Annotated in this window: 16 protein-coding genes; 10 read left to right on the forward strand and 6 right to left on the reverse strand. The window is 66.1% G+C overall.

The annotated features are described in order from the left end of the window. Positions 1-85: 85 nt before the first annotated feature. Positions 86-637, forward strand: a complete 552-nt coding sequence (locus tag Q9R14_RS14910) for a lipocalin family protein (RefSeq protein WP_137720215.1) — start codon at positions 86-88, stop codon at positions 635-637. 12 nt (positions 638-649) lie between these two features. Further along, positions 650-1,972 carry a sorbosone dehydrogenase family protein gene (locus tag Q9R14_RS14915; protein WP_306002886.1) on the forward strand — a complete coding sequence of 441 codons (1,323 nt, stop codon included), beginning with the start codon at positions 650-652 and terminating at the stop codon, positions 1,970-1,972. A gap of 57 nt (positions 1,973-2,029) precedes the next feature. Here Q9R14_RS14915 and Q9R14_RS14920 read toward each other — a convergent pair whose 3' ends face one another. Beyond that, positions 2,030-2,593, reverse strand: coding sequence for a hypothetical protein (locus tag Q9R14_RS14920; RefSeq protein ID WP_306002887.1), 564 nt, complete (start codon positions 2,591-2,593; stop codon positions 2,030-2,032). Between the two features lie 325 nt (positions 2,594-2,918). Between Q9R14_RS14920 and Q9R14_RS14925 the strand changes: the two genes are divergently transcribed. The 8 genes from Q9R14_RS14925 to Q9R14_RS14960 all read left to right on the forward strand — a co-directional run bounded on the left by Q9R14_RS14925 (position 2,919) and on the right by Q9R14_RS14960 (position 15,599). Continuing rightward, entirely contained in the window at positions 2,919-4,718 is a 1,800-nt protein-coding gene (locus Q9R14_RS14925; RefSeq protein ID WP_306002888.1) for a long-chain-acyl-CoA synthetase, read from the forward strand. An 86-nt stretch (positions 4,719-4,804) separates the two neighbouring features. Next, the gene (gene motA, locus Q9R14_RS14930) at positions 4,805-5,671 is read left to right on the forward strand and encodes a flagellar motor stator protein MotA (protein WP_039246359.1); all 867 of its coding nucleotides are present in this window, start codon (positions 4,805-4,807) and stop codon (positions 5,669-5,671) included. A gap of 98 nt (positions 5,672-5,769) precedes the next feature. Continuing rightward, positions 5,770-6,075 (forward strand): hypothetical protein, encoded by a 306-nt coding sequence (locus Q9R14_RS14935; protein ID WP_306002889.1) that lies wholly within the window; start codon positions 5,770-5,772, stop codon positions 6,073-6,075. A gap of 85 nt (positions 6,076-6,160) precedes the next feature. Beyond that, entirely contained in the window at positions 6,161-7,993 is a 1,833-nt protein-coding gene (mnmC, locus tag Q9R14_RS14940) for an FAD-dependent 5-carboxymethylaminomethyl-2-thiouridine(34) oxidoreductase MnmC (RefSeq protein WP_306002890.1), read from the forward strand. Positions 7,994-8,018: 25 nt separating this feature from the next. Next, positions 8,019-8,405, forward strand: a complete 387-nt coding sequence (locus Q9R14_RS14945) for a DUF6491 family protein (RefSeq protein ID WP_306002891.1) — start codon at positions 8,019-8,021, stop codon at positions 8,403-8,405. A gap of 87 nt (positions 8,406-8,492) precedes the next feature. After that, positions 8,493-8,933, forward strand: a complete 441-nt coding sequence (locus tag Q9R14_RS14950) for a hypothetical protein (RefSeq protein ID WP_306002892.1) — start codon at positions 8,493-8,495, stop codon at positions 8,931-8,933. A gap of 534 nt (positions 8,934-9,467) precedes the next feature. Then, positions 9,468-11,216: a PAS domain-containing protein gene (locus Q9R14_RS14955; protein WP_306002893.1), complete on the forward strand. Its 1,749-nt coding sequence runs from the start codon at positions 9,468-9,470 to the stop codon at positions 11,214-11,216. 126 nt (positions 11,217-11,342) lie between these two features. Beyond that, a complete protein-coding gene (locus Q9R14_RS14960; protein WP_306002894.1) occupies positions 11,343-15,599 on the forward strand; it encodes a YadA-like family protein in 4,257 nt (1,418 codons plus the stop codon). Between the two features lie 198 nt (positions 15,600-15,797). Here the strand turns inward: Q9R14_RS14960 and gyrB are convergent, their stop codons facing one another. From gyrB to rpsT, 5 genes are all read right to left on the reverse strand, one after another. Continuing rightward, positions 15,798-18,224 carry a DNA topoisomerase (ATP-hydrolyzing) subunit B gene (gene gyrB, locus Q9R14_RS14965; RefSeq protein WP_306002895.1) on the reverse strand — a complete coding sequence of 809 codons (2,427 nt, stop codon included), beginning with the start codon at positions 18,222-18,224 and terminating at the stop codon, positions 15,798-15,800. Between the two features lie 144 nt (positions 18,225-18,368). Beyond that, positions 18,369-19,490, reverse strand: coding sequence for a DNA replication/repair protein RecF (recF, locus tag Q9R14_RS14970; RefSeq protein WP_306002896.1), 1,122 nt, complete (start codon positions 19,488-19,490; stop codon positions 18,369-18,371). 83 nt (positions 19,491-19,573) lie between these two features. Beyond that, positions 19,574-20,692 (reverse strand): DNA polymerase III subunit beta, encoded by a 1,119-nt coding sequence (dnaN, locus tag Q9R14_RS14975; RefSeq protein WP_055806769.1) that lies wholly within the window; start codon positions 20,690-20,692, stop codon positions 19,574-19,576. Positions 20,693-20,801: 109 nt separating this feature from the next. Next, complete coding sequence (gene dnaA / locus Q9R14_RS14980) at positions 20,802-22,277, reverse strand: chromosomal replication initiator protein DnaA (RefSeq protein ID WP_370451926.1); 1,476 nt, start codon at positions 22,275-22,277, stop codon at positions 20,802-20,804. A gap of 455 nt (positions 22,278-22,732) precedes the next feature. Then, the gene (gene rpsT / locus Q9R14_RS14985) at positions 22,733-23,002 is read right to left on the reverse strand and encodes a 30S ribosomal protein S20 (protein WP_017505938.1); all 270 of its coding nucleotides are present in this window, start codon (positions 23,000-23,002) and stop codon (positions 22,733-22,735) included. Positions 23,003-23,259: the final 257 nt, after the last annotated feature.

Genomic DNA, 23,259 nt, shown 5'->3' on the forward strand with positions numbered 1-23,259 from the left:
GGCCCGCAGCGTCCGATTTCGTCGTCGAAGCGTAACGGAACCAGGGTCGCTGAAAGCGGCTTATGGCATCAAAACGGAAACGCCCATGTCCAGCCTGAAATCCCTCGCCGCATCCGCCGCCGCCGCGATCGCGCTGGCGGGATGCGTGACCGCGCCGTCTCCATCCGAATATCGCGCGCCGCAGCCGGCCAAGCCGGTCGATGTGCAGCGTCTGTGGTCCGGGCGCTGGCACGAGATCGCGCGCCTGCCGGATCGGCTGACCGACGGCTGCGTCGCCGGCGCGTCGATCTATACGCCGGTGGAGGGCACGCGCGTCGATGTGCGCGACACCTGTCAGGTCGGCACGCCGGACGGCAAGGAAAAGGCTATCGGCGGACGGGGCGAAATCCTCGATCCGGGCACGAACGCAAAACTCAGGGTGAGATATCTGGCCGGGTTCGTGACCTGGGACTATTGGGTGCTGGACCGGGCGGATGACTACAGCTGGTTCATCTCGGCCGATCCGACCTTCAATCGCCTGTTCATCTACACGCGCGACCTGCCCAGCGAGCAGCAGGTGCGCGCCTTGACCGAACGGGCGCGGGCCCTCGGATACGACGTCAGTCGACTGGAGTTCCCGGCCCAACCGGCGCGTTAAGGATCAAAGGCCATGCGCTCGACACGGACGGTCTTGTTCGCCTCGACACTGCTCGCGACGGTGATCGGTCTGGGGGCCTGCGCGGGCGGGATAGCCTTGCCCGTCGCGGCAGGGTTTGGGCCGGACCCGCAACTGCCGGCGCCACGTCAGGGCTTGTTGCCGACCGTCAATATCGCCCCGGCGTCGAGCTGGCCCGAAGGCGCGACGCCGGTCGCGGCGGCGGGATTGCGCGTACAGGCGTTCGCGACAGGCCTGGATCACCCGCGCTGGCTCTATCGCCTGCCCAACGGCGATATTCTGGTCGCGGAGTCGAATGCACCGCCCAAGCCCGAAGACAAGAAGGGCGGTCTGCGTGGCTGGGTGATGAGCAAGGTCATGGCCAAGGCCGGCGCCGGTGTCCCGAGCCCCAACAAGATCGTCCTGCTGCGGGACGCGGACGGCGACGGCGTAGCGGAGATCAGGAGCGATTTCCTGACCGGACTGAACTCGCCGTTTGGCATGGTTCTGGTCGGCGACCGCCTCTACGTCGCCAACGCCGATGCGGTGGTGGCCTTTCCGTATCAGAGCGGCCAGACGCGGATCGACGCTGTGGCGACCAAGGTCGCGGACCTGCCCGCTGGCCGCAATCACCACTGGACCAAGAGCCTGGTCGCCAGCCCGGATGGTCGCCGGCTTTATGTCGGGGTCGGCTCCAACTCCAACGTCGGCGAAAACGGCCTGGACGAGGAAGTTGATCGCGCCACCATACTGGAGATCGATCCGGCGACGGGCGCGCGGCAGGTCTATGCCTCCGGCCTGCGCAATCCGGTCGGCATGGACTGGAACCCTCAGACCGGCCAGCTTTGGGTGGCGGTCAACGAGCGTGACGAGATCGGTGACGATCTGGTGCCCGACTATATGACGTCGGTGACGCCGGGCGGCTTCTACGGCTGGCCGTGGAGCTATTACGGCCAGACTGTCGATACGCGCCCCCCCGCCAATCCGGCGATGGTCGCGCGCGCGATCCGGCCGGATTACGCCTTGGGCGCGCACACGGCGTCGCTGGGACTGACATTCGGCGAGAGCGCGAGCCTGTTGCCGCCAGCCTTGCGCTCTGGCGTTTTCGTCGGCCAGCATGGATCGTGGAATCGCAGCGTGCGCAGCGGCTATAAGGTGATCTTCGTGCCGTTCGTCGATGGGCGTCCCGCCGGGCCGCCGCAGGATGTTCTGACCGGATTTCTGAACGCTCGGGGTCAGGCTCAGGGCCGGCCCGTCGGGGTGCAGATTGATCGGCAAGGCGCGCTGCTGGTCGCCGACGACGTGGGCAATGTGATCTGGCGCGTCAGCGGCGCCTGAACGTCGATATAGAAAAAGCCCCGGCCGAAACCGGGGCTTTCCAATATTCTGCTGAGATCAGTTCAGCGGCTGGACCGTGATCGCGGGAGCGGCGGGCGTGGTCACGACCGGAGCCGGGGTCGAGGCTGCAGGCGCGGTGTTCAACCGGCTGGTGCTCGCCGTCGAGGCGGCCGGGGCGGTGTAGGGTTGCGGACCCGAAGGCGTAGCCGGCGTCTCAACACGGGCAGCGGCAGGCCGTTCAACGGCCGGCGCAGCGCGACGGGCCACGGGTTCGGCGCGGCGAGCGACCGGCTCAGGCGCGGAGGCAGGCGTTTGAGCCGCAGCCAGCGTAGGCGCGACCTCGACCGGGGAGGGCGTGACCGGCGTTTGGGCGGCCGTCATTGCGGCGGGCGCGGTCTGCATGGCCGGTGCGGCGGTCTCAGCGGGCTGGGCGGGAGCGGCCTGTTCGCCGCCCATCATCATGGCGACGCCGCTGCCCAGCAGCACCACCGCGCCGATCGGGGCCAGGATCATCCAGGTCTTCACCGACTTCTTGGACTTGGTCGTGCGAGCGTAACGCGGGACGAAGGTCGTGTCGTCAGCGCGAGCTTCGGCATTGGCGTTGGCATAGGTCATAGACATTGTTTCTGTCCTCCATAACGTCGATCAACCAACCCGCCGTTCCGCAACGGCGTTCCGCGTAAAGCGCAAAAGCCCCGAAGAAACACCGTTTCCGCCCGGAATGGGGCGAAGACCGTGCGCGCGGCCGCCGCATTTGCCGTCAATGCGGCAATAAAAAGCAGGGCGGTGCTCTGGATTTCCGCCGCGTCAACCGAACAAATGGATCACGGCTGGACGGCAATTCGTCAGGTTCGCGAAGGATTGCGGACCCTATGGTTGACCCGACCGGCCGCCTTCGTCCATCACCGGACCGGGTGGAACACGCATTGACCGGAGTACGGCGCGCATGGGTTTTGTAGCCAATATCCGTAGGGATGTCCGGTTCGCGCGCGGCCTGTTCCGTCTGTTGAAACGCATCAAGCCGATCGAACTGGACAGCGACGTCCTGCTTTGTGACGACTTCGAAGAGGCGGTGGACAAGTTCGCCGACAATATCGCCATCGACGACGGTCAGCGCACCCTGACGTATCGCGACCTGGACGCCATGGCCAACCGCTTCGCCCACTGGGCCAAGAACCGGGGCCTGCGTCGCAGCGACACCATCGCCCTGATGATGACCAACCGGATCGAGTATCTGGCGGCGTGGATCGGCTTCTCCAAGGTCGGCATCGCGACGGCCCTGATCAACACCAATCTGAACGGGCAGGGGCTGGCCCACTGTCTGGCCATCTCCAAGGCGTTCAACGTCGTCGCGGACGAGGATTGCTGGCGTCAGATCGAGGAGGCGCGGCCTCTGGTCGATCACAACCTGGCGCTCTGGGTGCTGGGCCTGACCGACGATCTGGAGACCAGCGACCGTCGCGGCCTGGACAAGCCCGTGCGCGGCGGGTCTTCGGTGCGGCCGTCCAAGTCGGCGCGCGAAGGCCTGACCAACCGCGACACCGCCCTTTATATCTACACCTCCGGCACGACCGGTCTGCCCAAGGCGGCGCGCATCCCGCATTCTCGCGCCCGGACCTATATGCGCGCCTTCGCCGGCGCCACGCGTTCGACGCCCGAAGACCGGATCTTCAACGTCCTGCCGCTGTATCACTCGACCGGCGGCTTGGTCGGCGTGGGCGCGGCGTTGCTGAACGGCGCGCGGCTGGTGATCCGCAAGAAGTTCTCGGCCAGCACCTTCTGGCCCGACGTGCGCTCGTCGGGCGCGACCATGTTCGTCTATATCGGCGAGCTGTGCCGCTATCTGGTCAACTGCCCGCCGCACGAGGACGAGACCAAGCACAAGCTGCGTCTGGCGTTCGGCAACGGCCTGCGCGCCGACGTCTGGCCCGACTTCCAGAGCCGGTTCAAGATCCCCGACATCCTGGAGTTCTACGGCTCGACCGAAGGCAATGTCTCGCTGTTCAACTTCGACGGCAAACAGGGCGCGATCGGTCGGGTGCCGAGCTTCCTGAAGTCGCAGATCAACATTCGCCTGGTCGAGTTCGACGTGGAGACGGAACAGCCGATCCGCGGCTCGGACGGCCTGTGTCGCCTGGCGCGCGTCGGCGAGGTCGGCGAGGCCATCGGCTTGATCGGCAACGACATCCGCCACGACTTCTCGGGCTATGCCGACAAGGACGCCTCGCAGAAGAAGATCCTGACCGATGTGTTCAAGAAGGGCGACCGCTGGTTCCGCACCGGCGACCTGATGAAGCAGGACAAGGAAGGCTATTTCTACTTCGTCGACCGGATGGGCGACACCTTCCGCTGGAAGGGCGAGAACGTCTCGACCTCAGAGGTCGAACAGGTGCTGATGGACGCGCCGGGCGTAACCGAAGCCATCGTCTATGGCGTGCCTGTGCCGGCCCAGGACGGCAAGGCCGGCATGGCGGCCCTGGTGGTGGACGGCAAGTTCGACGCCCAGGCCTTCTCCGACCATGTCGAGGCCAAACTGCCCGCCTATGCCCAGCCGGTGTTCGTGCGGCTGATCAAATCGGCCGAGACGACCGGCACCTTCAAATACCGCAAGGCCGATCTGGTGGTCGACGGGTTCGATCCGTCCAAGACCGGCGCCGCTCTCTACGTGCGGGGCGGGGCGACGGGCTATCAGAAGCTGACGGCCGCCGGACGCAACGCCATTCTGAAGGGCGAAACGCGTCTGTAACGACTGGGAAGGCGGCGTTCGCGAAACGCCGTCTTAATGATTAATGGCGATAGTCCCGACCTCTCGCGTCAGGATTGTTCGCCTCCATGTTCCAGATCATCGGCATCGTGCTGCTGTTCGGCCTCGTCTTCGGCAGCTACGCCATTTCGGGCGGCAAGTTCGAAGTGATCCTGCACGCCGCGCCGCACGAGCTGATGGCGATCGGCGGAGCGGGCATTGCCGCCTTCCTGATCTCCAACTCCATGCCGGTGATCAAGGGGGCCATGGGCGGGCTGGGCAAGACCTTCGCCGGGCCGAAGTGGAAGAAGCAGGACTATAAGGACCTGCTGTCGCTGCTGTTCCAGCTGACCAAGACGATGAAGTCCAAGGGCGTGGTGGCGCTGGAAAGCCATATCGAAAAGCCCAAGGAATCGACCATCTTCCAGAAGTACCCCAAGGTGCTGAAGGACCATTTCGCCGTCGACTTCATCTGCGACACCCTGCGGATGATGACGATGAACCTGGAGGATCCGCACCAGGTCGAGGATGCGATGGAAAAGCAGCTCGAAAAGCATCACCACGAGCATCTGGAAAACGCGCACGCGCTTCAGAACCTGGCCGACGGCCTGCCGGCGCTGGGCATCGTCGCGGCCGTGCTGGGCGTCATCAAGACCATGGGTTCGATCACCGAGCCGCCCGAGGTTCTGGGCGGCATGATCGGCGGCGCCCTGGTCGGCACCTTCATGGGCGTGTTCCTGGCCTATGGTCTGGTCGGTCCGTTCGCGGCGCGCCTGACGGCGATCATCAACGAGGAAGCCGCCTACTATAAGATCATCCAGTCGGTGCTGGTCGCCCACCTGCACGGCAACGCCGCCCAAATCTCGGTCGAGATCGGCCGTGGCGACATTCCCTCTTCCTCGCAGCCGTCGTTCAGCGAGATGGAAGAGGCGTTGAACAGCATCACCGCCGACTGATCCCGGCTTTCCTGATCTTAACTTGCCCTGCCGCGCGCGGCGGCCCTATCGTTTGCGCCAAGAGACGTTCCGGTCTCGCAAGCTTCGGAGACATCTTCATGCGTATCAAAGCCCTCGTCGCCGCATCCGCCGCGTTCCTGGTCCTGGCCGCCTGCAGCAAGGCCCCGGAAGAAAAGGCCGAAGCGCCCGCCACCGATGCGGTCGAGGCCGCCGGCAGCGCCGAAGAAGCCGCCCTAACGGTCGATCAGGCCGCCAAGGACGCCGAAGCGGCGGCCAATCAGGCCATTCAGGAAGACACTGCCGCCCAGGCCGCCACGACGATGCAGGGCGCCGACGCCTCAGCCGCCGCGCCCGCGCCTGTCGCGCCGGCCGAGCCTGCGCACGGTCCGGCCGCCGCCCACTAGGCTGCGTCGAAACCAAGGCTTGAAGAGGCCGCTCCGACCGGGGCGGCCTTTTTCATGTCGGCGACGAAGGTGCTAGAGCCGCGCGATGACGCCTGATGACGACGCCTCGCCCCTGCTGACCTGGACCGAAGAAGGCGAACCCCGCTCCGGCCGGTTCGGCGATGTCTATTTTTCGCGAGACGACGGCCTGGCCGAGACGCGGGCGGTGTTTTTGGAGGGTTGCGGCCTGCCGAACGCCTGGAGGGGGCGGGATCATTTCTCGGTGGCCGAGCTCGGGTTCGGCACGGGGTTGAACATCGCCGCCCTGCTGGATCTGTGGCGACGGACCCGGCCCGAGGGCGGGCGGCTGCACATCTTCTCTGTCGAGGGGTTCCCGCTGACGGCGGCGGAGGCGGCGCGGGCGCTGGGCGCCTGGCCCGAATTGTCCGAGGCGACCGAGGCCTTGATCGCAAACTGGCCGGCCGCGACGCCGGGCTTTCACCGGGTGGATCTGCCGGGCTTCGACGCCGTGCTGGACGTGGGCGTAGGCGATGCGGCCTGGGCGTTGGAGCAGTGGTCGGGATCGGCGGACGCCTGGTTTCTGGACGGTTTCTCGCCGGCGCTGAACCCGGGCATGTGGTCGCCCGAAGTGATGGCCTTGATCGCCAAGCGCTCGGTGCCGGGCGCGCATCTTGCCACCTTCACCGTCGCGGGGGCCGTGCGGCGGGGCCTGGCTGAGCAGGGTTTCGTCGTCGAAAAGCGCCCCGGCCATGGCCGCAAACGCGAGCGGCTTGAGGCCCATCTGCCCTCGGCTTTCGAGCCGTCGCCGCAGCCCACCGTCGCCGTGATCGGCGCGGGCATCGCCGGCGCATCGGTGGTGCGCGCCCTGAAGGCGCAGGGCGTCCGGGCGATGATGTTCGAGGGCGAGCGTCCCGGCGCGGGCGGCTCTGGCTTTCCGGCGGCCCTGGTTACGCCGCGCCTGGATGCCGGCGACCACGGCATCGCCGCCCTGCACGCCCAGGCGCTGGAGCGGGCGGGCGATCTTTATGCCGCGATCCAGGGCACCATAACGGGCCACGGCGTGCTGCAACTGCTCCAGGCGCCGCGCGATGCCGCCCGGTTCGAAAAGATCGCTCGCCAGCCGATCTGGAATGACGATGACATGGTGGTGCTGGACGACGGGGCGGCGTCAGCCGCCGCCGGCGAAGCGACGGGGCAGGGCGGTTTGCTTATGAAGGGGGCGTTCGCGCTACGCCCTGCGGCGGTGCTCTCGACCTGGCTTTCGGACATTGAGATGCGCCCTGAGCGCGTGAAACGGCTGGAGCGCGCCGCCGGCTGCTGGCGACTGATCGGCGAAAACGACGCGGTGCTGGGCCAGGTCGATGCGGTGGTTCTCGCCGCCGGCTGGGGATCGGCCGCACTGCTGGACGGGTTCGACCAAACGCCGCGCCTGTCGCCCGTTCGGGGGCAGGCGGACTGGATCGACGGGGACGTGCCTGTGCACCCCATGGCCTGGGGCGGCTATGCGGTTCCGACGGGCCAAGGGGTACTGTTCGGCGCGACCCATGATCGTGGCGACACCGACACGGCGCCGCGCGAGGACGACAGCGCGCGAAATCTGGCGACCTTGGAAGCGCGCCTGCCAGCGTTGGCCAAGCGCATCGCGGCGGCGGGGGCTGTGCAGAATCGGGCGGCAGTCCGCGCCACGACGCCGGATCGCCTGCCTGTGGCGGGCGCTCTCGATGACGGCCTCTATGTGCTCGGCGGCCTGGGGTCGCGCGGCTTCTGCGTCGCGCCTCTGCTAGGCGAGCATGTCGGCGCCGTGATCCTGGGTCAGCCCTCGCCCCTGCCGTGCGATCTGGCGGCGCGCGTGTCGCCCCGTCGGTCTTCGGTGCTGGCGGAGGCTCTTGCATCGTCCTCGACGACGCGCGCAGGATGAAGCGGGGCCTGTTCAGGAGTTGACTATGCATCGTCTCATTCTGTCTTCGGCGGCTCTCCTCGCCGTGTCGGCCTGTGCGCCCTCGCCGGGCGTGGCGACGTCCAGCCGCGCCGACGCCGGCCAGTGTTTCCGGCCCAATCTTGTGCGCAACTTCACCGCCCCGAACGACCAGACCCTCTACGTCCGAACAGCCGACGCCGGGGTGTTTCAGATCGAGACCCCCTTCTGTCGCGACATGACTCGCGCCCTGTCGATCGCGCTGGAACCTGTCGCCGGATCCAGCCGGCTGTGTCCCGGCGATCAGGCCTCACTGCTCAGCCCAGCGACGGGCCCTCAGCCGTGCCGTGTGCGCATCGCAAAGAAGCTGACGACCGCAGAGATCGAGGCCCTGCCGTCTCGCGATCGGCCCTGATCGAAAACGCGTTCGGAGCCTTCGGGAGAGATTGAATTCTCGCGCGCGCGGGTATGAAATGATCGTCTTGCCTGGGGAGGGAAGAGAATGATCAGAACAATCGGCGTGGCGGCGATCCTGGCGACGGCGGCGATCGCATCGCCATCGGCGGCCGAAAGTTGGGCCGCTTTTTCACGCAGCGACGCCACCGTCTATCTGGTGGATGTCGATGCGCTGGCGCCGGTGGATGGCGTGGCGACGACACGGATGGCGCGGGTGCCCGTGCGCGGCGAGGCGACCAATCTCAGCCATGAGACCGAAGAGGTCATGGTGCGGTGCTCGGACGGCCAGTCGCGTTCGGGCGCGACGGTGACCTATGGCGCGGATGGGGCGGAAACCGATCGCTATTCCGAGGACACGCCGTGGGAAGCGACACCGGCCGGCGGCATCTATGGCGCAATCAAATCCTTCGCCTGCGAGGACATGCGGCCCCAGACGGCGGCCTTCCCGACCATCCAGGCCTTCATCGCGGGCGGACGCGGCCAGTAGGCCGCTGGTCCGCGTCATAATTGACGAGAAACCCACCATGAAAAGAAACGGCTTTTTCAAGCGCGTTTCAAAATGCTTGAGATCGACCAGTCACAATTTCTGAGAATATGAGCTGCTTGGTTCATAGTTTCTGAGACTGGGAATCTTCAGCCAAAAATTGTGAGAGCGGGAGCTTGGCGATAAGGCTCGGTCGCCGATCAGTGGCAGTCGGTCGGTCCCTGCCTGTAGCGCGCAGTGATTTTGCATCGGCGCGCGACTAGGCTGTTAGAAGCAGCTCCATCCCTCAAACATCCGCCGGTTGGTGCCAAAAATCGCGCTGGAGTGTTGATGGTCGTCGTCGTGTCCCCGACAACGAAGCATCGGGAGTCACCCATGTCTTGACCGGTTCATTAGCCCACGTGCGCATGCATGCGACACGTGAACGTGTTGAATTAGGTCCAGCACAGCTTGTGTTTAGGTGCAGCTTGATGGGGTAATCTGTTTACCTCAAGTTGTGAATCGGTGACCAAGCTTCCAGTTCTGGAGGACTGACTCATGATCAACGCTATGGCCGAAGGGCTCGCGCGATCGGGGGAAGCAACCGGCGTCTCAAGCGGCTTCGATCGCGACTGGATGATCCACGCGGTCGAGTCGATGCTGCGCCAGGCGTTTCCAACCCTCATCATCGTCGGCGCCGGGGCGTCCATCTATTTCAACGACGCATGTCGCGCTTTGCTGCCCCTGTCGGCGGTGCAGGGCGGCGTATTCACTGAAATGGCGCCGTCGTTATCGACGCAACTTGCAGCAACTGTAGCCAAGGCTTGGGGCGGGGACGCAGGAACGGCGGACGATATCAAGATTCATATCGACCGACCCGAGGGTGCTCGAGAGGTGTGGGTGACTGCCGCTGTCACCCCTATTGCTCGAAACGGCAAGGTTCACGCTGTGCTTTGTGTTCTTCGTGACGTCACCGAAGAAAGAAGTCTAAGAGCGCGTCTGCTGACTGCAGAGTCCACACTCGATTCTTTGGCGAGGCTTGCTCCCCTGTTGCTGTGGCGTTTGGATAGCCGCGGTGTAATCCGATGGATGAATGAGCGGTGTCGGACGTATCTAGGTGCTGATCTGCGCCAAGCGCGGACAGACGGATGGATGGACTGGCTGCACCCCGCTGAGAGAGACCGTATCATCGCCGACTGGGCTCGCGCTCTCACCTTGGCCAGACCCTTCGAAAGCCGGCATCGACTCCGCAGCGCAGACGGCGCTTACCGCTGGTTCACTGTCCAGACGCTTCCCCAGTTCGACGCGGAAGGGGATTTGTCCGAGTGGCACTCAGCCGCCCTGGAGCTGCTGGATGGAGATACCGCCGGCCCCGAGCGCCGTCTGCTATGGACCGTCGACGTCGCCGACTGGACCCGTCGTTTTCTCAACATCGACACCCAGATCGCCTGGCCCGGGGATCGCCCCTCCGTCGTCGCCTGGAACGACCAACTCGCTGCGGTTCTGGAAGAGGACCGCCCCGCGTTTCGGGCCGCGCTCGAGACGCTGATGACAGGCAGGTCCGCGGAGGCCGCTTATCGCGTCCGTGGCAAAAGCGGGAGCCTGCTTTCGGTCGAAGACACGGCCTTCCCCCTGATCGAAGCGGACGGGACCATTAGTCGGTTCGTCGGCGAGTCCCGAATCCGCACCCAAGCTAGCAGGGCGGTTCTGTTCGTGGACCCTGCTCGTCGGGGTTGTCAGGTGCGCCGCGCGCTCGAGCTTGATGAGATCCGCGTGGATGTGACGGGCGCGTTGGATCAGACGCTCAGGACACACAGCGGCGTCCAAACCATCGTTTACTGTTCCGACTCGACCGTCGTGGATATTCTGCGTGCGACCGAAGTGGTTGGGCGCGAACTGCCGCATATTCCGCTGGTCATACTGGGCGATCCTCTGGCGACACCGCGAGAGATCATCGCTCTGCACAACGCTGGGGTGGCAGACCTGCTGTCTTACGCCGATGGCGATGACGCCAACGTCGCCGCGATTGTGTCCCATTGCAGTTTGCCACGTCTAGACAATGACTTAACGCTACCTGGTAGGCCTACTAGGCAAGCCCTGACACGGCTTTCCCACCGTGAACAGGAGATCCTGGAACTGGCCGTCGAGGGCGGTACGTCCAAGACGATCGGGAGAGCGTTGGGGATCAGCCCCAGGACCGTGGATTACCATCGCGGCAAAGCGCTTGATAAGCTGGGTTTGAAGACAGTCAGCCAAGCGTCTGACCTTTTCACCCCCACTCCAGTCCGACTCCAGCGCCGATACTAAGCAGGAAAAGTATGTCCCTCGCGCAAGCGCCAGGGAATCGCAAACACGTCACGATTGTGTCGAAGCCCGCATTAGCCTCTCCGTTCGGGAGCCGTTGATGCGTCTCCCGTCGCTGGGAGGATCACGATGCAACCCCGTCCGAAGACCGACCGACTGCCGTCTATCAGCAGCGCCACCTTGGCCACGCGCCTGCTGGTCGCCGCCGTCTACGCAATAGGCGCGTTGGCGCCCCTGGGCATATTCGCCGCTGCTGCACCGGCGCGCGCGCAGACGAGCATTGTGGACGTTTGCACTGGTGTCGCCCTGCCCCGATCCGCAGTGACGGACATCATGCGGCCGGTGATCACGGGGATCGCCACCCCGTTGGAAACGTCGATCAACAGTCTGCTGAACATTCTCGCGCCGCGCCTCAACCTCAACGCGACCACTCTGCTGAACAACGCGGCCAGTGGTCAGGACATCCGCCTGAGCGTCCTCGATGTGAACGGCAACGTCGTCAATCTCCCCGACGCCTGCATCAACCAGGCCGACGCCTTCACCCTCGAGACCGAGCAGGGGATTTCCATCGGCGGCAACCGCATCACCGGCTTGGGGTCCGGCGGGACCGTCGCCATCGCCGGCGAATTGAACTCCATCGCCTTCGGCAATGGCGCCCTGACGGCCGCCACGGCGGTCGATGCGATCGCGCTCGGTCGCGAAGCGGAGATTCTCGGCGGGGCCTCGGGCTCCATCGCTCTGGGCGCGGACGCGTCGGTTGCGGTCGCCAACAGCCTGGCCCTCGGCGCCGACAGCGCCGCCCTGCGCGGCGCCTTGGCTAACTATGCCGCCCTCGGGCTTTCGACGCCGCAGACCTCCGTCGGCGAGGTGTCCTTCGGCGCGGTCGGAGCCGAGCGCCAACTGACCAATATAGCGGCCGGTTCGGCTTTGACCGACGCGGTCAATGTCGGCCAGCTTCAGGGCGTCTCCACGAGCCTTCAGGCCCTGGCAGACCTGGCCGTCACCTATGACGACGCCACGGCCGCCACCCTGACCTTGGGCGGGACAGGAGGCACGCGCATCACCAATCTTTCGTCGGGCCTTCTGGCCCTCGGCTCCGCAGACGCCGTCACCGGCGGCCAGCTCTTCGGCCTGGGCTCGAGCCTGGCGGCCGAGATCGGCGGCAGCACCCTCTTCAACCCCGCGACCAGCACGATCGACATCGGCCTCACCTACGACGGCGTGGTGTACAGCAGCGTCCAGGAGGCGTTGGACGCCATCTTCACGACACCGGGCGGCGGGACGCCCTTCCTGTCAGTTAACTCGGCTCTGGGCGGCGCCTTGGCGGGCGGGGTGAACTCGACCGCCGTCGGCCCCGCCGCCTCGGCCAGCGCCGACAACAGCATTGCCATCGGCACCCTAAGCACGGCTGAGCGAGGTGCCTCGATCGGCTATGCCGCCCTCGGCTTGGATGCGGCTCAGACGTCGGCGGGCGAGGTCTCGATCGGGGTTGCGGGCGGCGAGCGTCAGTTGACGAACGTCGCGGCCGGTTCGGCCCTGACCGACGCGGTCAATGTCGGCCAACTGTTGGGCGTCTCCGACGATCTTCAAGCCCTTGCGGATATCGCCGTCGCCTATGACGACCCTACCGGGTCCAGCCTGACGCTGGCGGGTCTGGGCGGCACGGTCATCGTCAATGTGGCGGCGGGCGACCTCAGCGCCGGCTCCACCCAGGCCGTCAACGGCGACCAGCTGTTCGCCACAAACACCCAGGTCGGCTTGAACACCACGGCCATCACCAACCTCACGACGGACCTCGGCGTCCTGTCCGATACGGCTGTCATGTACGACGATGTGCTGGCCGGTCGTGTGACCCTGGCTGGCGTAGACGGCACCGTGATTGGCAATGTCGCCGCCGGCGCCCTGTCGGCGACGTCGACCGAGGCCGTCAACGGATCTCAGCTGTTCGCCACCAACACTCAAGTCGGCATCAACACCACGGCGATCACCAACCTTACGACCGACCTCGGCGCGCTGTCCGACACGGCGGTGATGTACGATGATCTGCTGGCCGGTCGCGTGACCCTAGCCGGCGTGGATGGCACGGTCATCGGCAACGTCGCCGCCGGCGATCTGTCGGCGACGTCCACCGAAGCCGTAAATGGCGCACAGCTGTTCGCCACAAATGCCCAGGTCAGCATCAACACTAATGCCATCACCAATCTGACGACGAACCTTGGCGAACTGTCCGACACCGCCGTCATGTACGACGATCTTCTGGCCGGCCGAGTCACCCTGGCCGGCGTGGACGGCACCGTCATCGGCAACGTGGCCGCCGGCGCGCTTTCGGCGTCATCGACCGAAGCCGTCAACGGCGCGCAGCTGTTCGCCACAAACACCCAAGTGGCCGTCAACACGACGGCGATCGCCGACATCGCCGCTGCGTCGGCCCTGGCGGTCGTCTATGATGATCCCAGCTTTGAGACCCTGACACTGGCGGGCGCTGCCGGCACCACGATCAGAAATGTCGCGGCCGGGGACTTGAGCGCGGCCTCGACCGATGTCGTCAACGGTGCCCAGCTGTTCGCCACCAACGCTCAGGTCGCAGACAACACCGCCAACATCATCACCAATATGACGGCGATCACCACCATCACCAACAACCTGAACAATGGCGCGATCGGCGTGGTTCAGTATTCGAACCCCGCAAACCCCACCGTTCCGAACGGCGGCGTGGCGTCCAATGACGTGACCCTCGTCGGCGCACTGACCGGTCCGGTCGGTCTGCACAACGTGGCTGCCGGCCTGATCGCGTTTGGGTCCACCGACGCCGTCAACGGCGGCCAGGCCTTCGCGCTCGGCCAGAGCCTTGCCGCCGGCTTCGGCGGTGGCTCCGCCTTCAATCCGCTGACCCACACCCTGGGCGTCGCCATCACCTATCAGGGCGTCCAATACGCCAGCATCCAGGCCTTCCTGAACGCCCTGTCGGCGGCTCCGGTCGGCGGCGGCTCAAGTGTCTATCTGGCCGTCAACTCGAACCTGTCGCCGGCGACCGCTCAAGGTCAGGACGGCGTCGCCGTCGGCCCTGAAGCCCAGGCCATCGCCGACAACAGCATCGCGCTTGGCGCAGGCAGCGTCGCCGATCGCGCCGCCCAAACGGACTATGCGGCGCTGGGCGTCACGGGCCTTCAATCGTCGGTCGGTTCGGTCTCGTTCGGCTCGGTCGGAGCCGAACGGCAGTTGACCAACGTCGCTGCGGGCACGGCCGCGACCGACGCCGTCAATGTCGCTCAGCTGCAAGGTGTCTCCGACAGAGTGAACGTCTTGGCTGGGACCGCCGTCTCCTACGACACGACGCGGCGCGATACTCTGACCCTGGCCGGCGCCAACGGCACGACCATCACCAATGTCGCCGCAGGACAGGTCAATGCGACCTCGACCGACGCCGTAAACGGATCGCAGTTGTACGCGACCAACACTCAGGTCGCGCTCAACACCACGGCGATCACCAATCTGACGAACAACATCGCCAACGGCAGCCTGGGCCCCGTTCAATACAGTGATGGCGATGACTCCGAGACCCCGAACGGCGGCGTGCGCTCCGACGACCTCACCCTGGTCGGCGCCAGCGGCGGCGCGGTAGGTCTGCACAATGTCGCCAACGGCCGGATCGCCGCCGACTCGACCGACGCCGTCAACGGCGGCCAGATCTACGAGCTGGCCTTTGCCGCGACCAATGCGGTGCAGTACGACACCGACGCGAATGGTGCACGCACGAACAGCATCACCTTCCAGGGCGGCGACGCCTCGGCGCCGGTGACGCTGAACAATGTCGCGGCCGGCGCGGTGACAGCCGCGTCCACGGACGCCGTCAACGGATCGCAGCTGTTCCAGACCAACCAGGCCGTCGCGACAGCCCAGACCACGGCCGACAACGCCTTGGCCCTGGGTCAGAACTCGCTCCAGTACGCCGACCAGGGCCAGACCCGCGTCGTCCTGGGTCGCAGCAACGGGCCGGCGGTCACCGTCAGCAACGTCGCCGCCGGGGTCGCCGATACCGACGCCGTCAATGTGCTGCAGCTGCGCGAGAGCATGAACGAAGCGATCCAGCAGTCGAACACCTACACCGACATGCGGCTGGCGGCGGTCAACTACAACGTCCAGGAAGTGCGCAAGCTGGCCTTCGCCGGTACCGCGGGCGCTCTGGCGGCGGCCGGGATGCCGCAGATCGCCGAGCGCGGGAAGTCGATGTTCGCGGTCGGCTACGGAACCTACGAGGGCCAGTCGGCCATGGCGATGGGCTACTCCCGCGCTCTGGGTGACGGCTCCATGGTCTTCCGGGCCGGCGCCACATTCGACACTCAAAACCATGTCGGCGCCAACGCCGGTATCGGCTGGAGGTTCTAAACCGGAGCGGAGGAGCGAAGGCTCCCCCACTTTACTGGCGACACCCTCTTGATCGCACACGTAATGCCGATTTGCCGTTCGCCATTGATCAACAATGACGCTTTTGATGCGATAAGCTCGCTTCAGCTCGCGGCAGATGTCGTGCTGCGATTCTCAATCGTGAACCCAACCAGCGTAGCCGCGCCGCCCTTTTCGCCATCAGACGTCGACGGCGGCGTCCAAGGCGTTGTCCTGGATGAACTCGCGCCGGGGTTCGACCACGTCGCCCATCAGTTTGGCGAACAGGTCGTTGGCGTCTTCCTCGTGTTCGACCGAGACCTGCAGCAGGGTGCGGGCGTTGACGTCCAGCGTCGTCTCCCACAGCTGCTCGGGGTTCATCTCGCCCAGGCCCTTGTAGCGCTGGATCGACAGACCCTTCTTGCCGGCGTCCAGCACGGCGGTCAGCAGGTCCAGCGGACCGCGAATGGTCGTCGACTTGTCCTTGCGGCGGTAGGTGGCCGGGGCGCTGAAGACGCCGTCGAAGGCGCCGGCGCGTTCGGCCAGACGACGGGCGTCCAGCGAACGGATCAGGGTCTCCTCCAGCACGATCGTCTCCTGCACTGCGCGACGGGTGCGGCTGAAGACCACGGCGCCCTGTTCGCCCGGCGCGCCCGTCCACTCCCCATCGCCCTCTTCAGCATAGAGGTTCAGGCGCACGGCGGCGGCGGCCGAGGCGGCCGTCATGTCCGAATGCTCGGCGAACAGACCGGCGAGAGCCGCCTGTTCGATGGCGAAGGCCGGGGCGCGCTGGCTGAGGCGATCGACGCCGGCGCTGAAGGCCTTGGCCTCGCGCACCAGGGATTGCAGGTCCAGACCCAGGCGACGCTCGCCCGTGGACAGGTCCAGCTCGGCCTCTGACGAACCTTCCTCGATCAGATAGGCGTCCATCTCGGCCTGATCCTTCAGGTAGCGCGACTGCTTGCCCTTGGAGACCTTATAGAGTGGCGGCTGGGCGATATAGACGTGGCCGCGCGTGATCAGCTCGGGCATCTGGCGATAGAAGAAGGTCAGCAGCAGGGTGCGGATGTGGGCGCCGTCGACGTCGGCGTCGGCCATCAGGATGATCTTGTGATAGCGCAGCTTGTCGGCGTTGAAGTCGTCGCGGCCAATGCCGGTGCCTAGCGCCAGGATCAGCGTGCCGATCAGATCCGACGACAGCATCCGGTCAAAGCGCGCGCGTTCGACGTTCAGAATCTTGCCGCGCAGGGGCAGGACGGCCTGGTTCTCGCGGTTGCGCGCCTGTTTGGCCGAGCCGCCGGCGGAATCGCCCTCGACGATGAACAGTTCGGACTTGGCGGGATCGCGTTCCTGGCAGTCGGCCAGCTTGCCGGGCAGGCTCGAGATTTCCAGCGCGGACTTGCGCCGCGTCAGATCGCGGGCCTTGCGCGCGGCCTCACGCGCCGACGCCGCCTCGATGATCTTGGCCACGATCTGCTTGGCCTCGACCGGGTGTTCCTCGAACCAGGTCGCCAGGCCTTCCGAGCACAGGCTTTCAACGGCCGGACGTACTTCGGAGGAGACCAGCTTGTCCTTGGTCTGGGAACTGAACTTGGGATCCGGCACCTTGACCGACAGCACGCAGGTCAGGCCCTCGCGGGCGTCCTCGCCGGTGACTGAGACCTTCTCCTTCTTGCCGGCGCCCGAGCTCTCGATATAGCCGCCCATGACGCGGGTCAGGCTGGCGCGGAAGGCCGACAGGTGGGTGCCTCCATCCCGCTGGGGGATGTTGTTGGTGAAGCACAGCATGGTCTCGTGGTAGCTGTCGTTCCACCACAGGGCGAGATCCAGCTCGATCCCTTCCTTCTTGCCGCGAATGACAATGACGTCCTTCAGGATCGGCGTCTTGGACTTGTCGAGGTGACGCACGAAGGCCTCGACCCCGCCCTCGTAGTGCAGGATCATCTCGATCGGCTCGGCGTGGCGCTGGTCGGCCAGCTTGATGACCACGCCCGAGTTCAGGAAGGCCAGTTCGCGCAGGCGGTGCTCCAGCGTCTTCAGATCGAAGTCGATGTGGCTGAAGGTCGTGACGGACGGGAAGAAGGTGACCTCGGTCCCGCTCAGCGGCTTGCCGGTGTCCTCGCGGATCGGCGCGACGCCCGTGACTTCCAGCGACTTGACCGTGTCGCCGCGCTCGAAGCGCATCTCGTGCTGCTTGCCGTCGCGATAGATCTTCAGCTGCAGCCAGTCGGACAGGGCGTTGACGACCGACACGCCCACGCCGTGCAGACCGCCGGACACCTTGTAGGAGTTCTGGTCGAACTTACCGCCGGCGTGCAGCTGGGTCATGATGACCTCGGCGGCGGATACGCCTTCCTCGGCGTGAATGTCGGTGGGAATGCCGCGCCCGTTGTCGGTCACGGTGACCGAGCCATCGCTGTTCAGGATGACCTGGACCAGGTCGGCGTGGCCGGCCAGGGCCTCGTCGATCGCATTGTCGACCACCTCATAGACCATGTGGTGCAGGCCCGAGCCGTCGTCGGTGTCGCCGATATACATGCCAGGGCGTTTGCGCACGGCGTCCAGGCCTTTGAGAACCTTGATGGAATCGGCGCCGTATTCGGGCAGGTCGGCAATCGGATCGGTCATGAAGTCATTGGCTCTAAAGTCCCGACCGGGACGGGGATGGAGCGCCGGACCCGGCGCTCGAATCGACGGCGGGATCGCACCGCGCCGAAGCCTGCAATATATAGGAAATTCGGACGAAAAAGCGAGGATTTCCGCGATTGGAGCCTAGTCGGTTTCCAGCGCGCCGCCGGCCACGCGGACGAACTGGGCGCGGCCTTCCAGACCGGCGAACAGGTCGCGTTCGGTGCCGGTCATGAAGGCCTGAAGATCCAGCGCCGTGATCTCGTCGAACAGGGCGGTGCGGCGCGCTTCGTCGAGGTGGGCGGGGGCTTCGTCCAGCAGCAGGATCGGGCGCGCAGTGTGATCGGAAAGCCGCGCGATCTGGGCCAGGATCAGGTTCAGGACCAGGGCCTTCTGCTCGCCCGAAGAGCCCTCGGCCGCAGGGCGCTGTTTCTCGCGGTGAAGCGCGGTCAGATCGGTGCGGTGCGGCCCGAACAGGGAGCGGCCGGCGGCGCCGTCTCGGGCGCGCGCCTTGGCCAGGCCGTCGCGGATGGCGGCGGCGATCTCGTCTTCCTCGGCGCCCGCTTCGGCCATCTGTTCGGCGGCGCCGTCCAGACCCAGGTCGGCCTGGGGGAAGGGACGATCGCTGCGGGCGTCGATGGCGGCCTGGAGCGCGTGCAGGGCGGCGACGCGGGCCAGGGAGGCGCGGGCGCCGGCCTCGCCCAGCCGAACCTCCAGGGCGTCCAGCCAGACGGGGTCGGCCTCGCGACCGTCCTGGGCGTCGTTCAGCAGGCGCAGCCGCTCGCGCAGGGCCTTTTCATAGGCCGAGACGCTGGCGGCGTGGTCGGGATCGGCGGCGAAGACCAGCCGGTCGAAGAACTTCAACCGCTCGGCGCGCGCGTCGGAGAACAGCCGGTCCTGTTCCGGCGTGGCCCATACGGGACGCAAGTAGTCGAGCAGCCGCCCCGGCTGGGCCGTCTCGCCGTCGATCCGCACGATGCGCCGCGCCGCGCCCGCCGTCTGCACCCCGGTGCCCAGCCGCGTTTCGTCGTCCAGTTCGACCATGACGGCCCAGGCGCGTCCGGTCGCTTCGCCCGGCTCACGCCGGCCCATCTCGGCGGCCGTCGCGCCCCGCAGCCCCTTGCCGGGGGTCAGCAGGCTGATCGCCTCCAGAAGATTGGTCTTTCCCGCCCCGTTCGGCCCATGCAGCACCACAGGCCCGGAGGTCATCTCCAGCCGCGCACCCGCATAGGAGCGGAAATCGGTGAGGGTGAGGGAGGTTATCACAAGTGGCGAGTGGCGAGTGGCGCGTGGCGAGTCAATGCGAAGCTGATCCTGCTCGCCACGCGCCACTAATCACTCGCCACTGACTAGACCCGCAACGGCATCAGCACATATTGCACGCCCGGATCGCCCGGATCGAGCACCAGGGTCGGGGAGGCCGGGTCGGCGAAGCGGAAGGCGGCGTTTTCGCCGGTGATCTGGCCGGCGACGTCCAGCAGGTAGCGGGCGTTGAAGCCGATCTCGAACGGTTCGTCGGAATAGCCGATCTCGACCTCTTCCTCGGCCTGGCCGGCTTCCATGTTGCGCACGGTCAGCTTCACGCGGTCGTTGTCGAACGCCAGCTTCACCGAACGGCTCTTCTCGGCCGAGATGGTGGCGACGCGGTCGACGGCCTTGGCGAACAGGGCGTTGTCGATGTCGGCCTGTTTGTCGTTGCCGCGCGGGATCACGCGCAGATAGTCGGGGAAGGCGCCGTCGATGACCTTGGACGTCAGGGACGCCTCGCCCATCTGGAAGCGGATTTTCTGGGCCGAGACGGTGACCTCCACCGCGCCGCCGGCGTCGTCCAGCAGGCGACGGACCTGGTCCACCGTCTTGCGCGGCACGATGACGCCAGGGCCGCCGGCCGCACCCTCGGGCGCCGGCGTCTCGGCCAGGGCCAGGCGGTGGCCGTCGGTGGCGACGGCGCGCAACAGGGGAATGCCGGCCTCGGCGACCGTGTGCAGATAAAGGCCGTTCAGATAGTAGCGGGTTTCCTCGGTCGAGACCGCGAACCGGGTCTTGTCGATCAGGCGGGCCAGATCCTCCTTGGGCAGGACATAGGAGGCCCCGGCGCTGTCGGTGGACATGACGGGGAAGTCGCCCGCCGGCAGGACCGGCAGGTTGAAGCGCGACCGGCCGGCCGAGACGACCAGGCGCGGATCGTCGCCGGAATAGAGCAGCGAAACCTCGGCGCCTTCCGGCAGCTTGCGCACGATTTCGTACAGGGTGTGGGCGGGGGCCGTGATCTGACCCTCGACCTGAACCTGGGCCTCGGCCTCGTCCACCATCTCCATATCCAGATCGGTGGCGGCGAAGGCCAGCCGATCGCGGCCCGCGCTCAGCAGGACGTTGGACAGGATCGGAATGGTGTTTCGACGTTCGACGACGCTCTGCACGTGGCCCAGGGCCTTCAGGAGCGCGGATCGTTCGATGGTCAGCTGCATGTCGTCTCGCCCGGCGCGGCCGACTCGCAAGGCGGCTGCGGTTAAGTGACCTGGGACACTAGCGGATTGCGCGGCGGGAGCAACGGGTCAGACCCGCTGCTCCACAGCTTCAGCCCCGCAGCTTGCGTGTCAGGGCCTCGACGTCGCGGGCGATCTGATCGTCCTGCGGCATCAGCTCCTCGATCTTGCGCACGCCGTGCAGGACCGTGGTGTGGTCGCGCCCGCCGAAACGACGACCGATGTCGGGATAGGAGCGGGTCGTGTGCTGCTTGCACAGATACATGGCGATCTGGCGCGGGCGGGCGACCGAACGGGTGCGGCGCTCGCTCAGCAGGTCGGCCTGTTTCATGTTGAAGTGGTCGGCGACCGTCTTCTGAATCTCGTCCACGGTGATGCGGCGCTCAGGACCGCCGCGCATGGCCATGCCCAACAGGGTCGAGGCTTCGTCCACCGACACCGACGACAGGCGCGCGCCCGCAGCGGCGGCCAGGGTGTTCACGGCGCCCTCGAGCTCGCGCATCGAGCCGGGTGTGCGGTCCACCAGCTGGGCCAGGACTTCGGGGTTGGCTTCGCCCTGCACGACGCCCAGGGCCGACAGGGCCTTCAGACGGTTCTGGGCCACGGCGATCTTCAACTCGCGGTCGCCCGCCTCGACCGGGCAGGTCAGGCCGGCGGCGAGGTGGCTGCGCAGGCGCGGCTCGACCTCGGTCAGGGCCATCGGCGCACGGTCGGCCGAGAAGACGATGCGTTTGCCGTCCTCGATCAGGGCGGTCAGGGTCGAGAGCAGCTCTTCCTGGGTCGAGGTCTTGCCGCCCACGAACTGGACGTCGTCCAGCAGCAGCATGTCGGCCGAGCGCAGGCTTTCCTTGAAGGCGGCGGTCGAGCGATCCTGCATCGCCTTGACGAAGGTGGACAGGAAGCGTTCGGCGGTCAGATAGACGACCTTGGCCTCGGGCCGCAGACGCTGGGCCTCCCAGGCGATGGCGTTCAGCAGGTGAGTCTTGCCGTAGCCGTAGGGGCCGCAGAAGAAGACGGGGTTGAAGTGTCCGTCGGCCCAGCTGGCCACCTGTTTGGCGATGGCCAAGGCGAAGGCGTTGCCTTGGCCCTCGACGAAGCTGTCGAACGTCAGGCGATCCTGCAGACCGGCGGCGCGTACGGCGCGGGCGCCGTCAGCGCTGATGGGGGCGGCGGGCGCCATCTGCGGCGTCGCGGCGAAGGCGGCCAGGCGCGGGGCGGCGTCCACCACATTGCCCGGCATCACGGCCGAGGCCGGCGGGGCCGAACCCACTTCGGCGCGGCAGCGCACCTCGAGACGGCGCGACAGGCCGTCCAGGCCCAGCCACAGCTCGTTCATGCGACGCAGGGCGTTCTTGCGCACCCAGTCGCGGGCATAGGCCGTCGGGGTGACCAGGATCAGATGGCCGGCGTTGTCCAGGCGGACGGCCGACGGGGCGATATAGGAGGAGAAGGGGCCGTCGCCGATTTCAGCGCGCAGGCGCACGGACGCCTCGCTCCAGATGCGGTCCGGATCCGTCAGTCCCGACGTCTTCGTTCCGCCTGCCATCGCCGCTGCGCCCCCAACCATCTTTGCCCGCCCACCTTAGAAGAACCATTCCGACCTTCCGCGCTTCAGGGCGATGGTTCAGGGACGACTTCTCCTGCGCCGAAAAGCAGTGCTTTTCGGACGGGGTCTAACCTCTGAACAGACATCTCCCGCCGACGCGAAACATAGGCCTCGCGCCGTCTTCATCCGTGCTGGGATGGAAGTGCGTTAGAGGCCAAAACTTACGCCGCGAGCCGGGTGGGTCAACGCTGATTCGTTGGTCGATTCGCAGTTAAATTGTTTGACTCCGCCAAACCCTGACACCGCTTGGAATTTCGGCCGGATCATGGCTCGACGATCGGCGTTTTCGGATTTGACAGTTAGCGACACAACGCAAAACGGCGAAGGAGCTTGCGCGCCTTCGCCGTTGATATTGCTTTATAATCCCACAACGAAACAGCGACAGCTGTTCCGTCCGCTGTTGGATTAATTTTGGCTCAGGCGGCCGACAGCTTCTTCAGCTGGGCGGCCAGGCGCGAAACCTTGCGCGAGCCGGTGTTCTTGTGAACGACGCCCTTGGAGACGGCGCGCATCAGCTCGGACTGGGCCTCGATGAAGGCGGTCTTGGCGACGGCGGCGTCGCCGCCGGCCAGAGCTTCCTGGAACTTGCGCAGATAGGTGCGGACGCGCGAACGGCGCGCCTTGTTCACTTCGGTACGCGCTTCGATCTTGCGGATCGCCTTGCGGGCGCCGGGGTTGTTGGCCATGTCAAACCTTCGAACGGAAAACGCCGCGGAGCACACGTCCACGGCGCGGAAATCTCAAGAGGGCGGGCCTATAGCCGAAAGCCCGGAGGCGGTCAACGCGGAGTCTTCATCGCTTGACTCCGAGGTTAGGCCAAGACGCCGGTTCGAGCGTGCCTTGCGCGCTATCATCCAAACGCAACCCAACAGGCTTTAACGCGCTTTGGCGGACTTTCCGTCGCAGGTTTTTGCGTCGTGTTGAAAGTGCGCAACGCTTTCAC

Origin of the sequence: Brevundimonas sp. C43 (assembly GCF_030732185.1) — a bacterium.
Lineage (GTDB): Bacteria > Pseudomonadota > Alphaproteobacteria > Caulobacterales > Caulobacteraceae > Brevundimonas > Brevundimonas diminuta_C.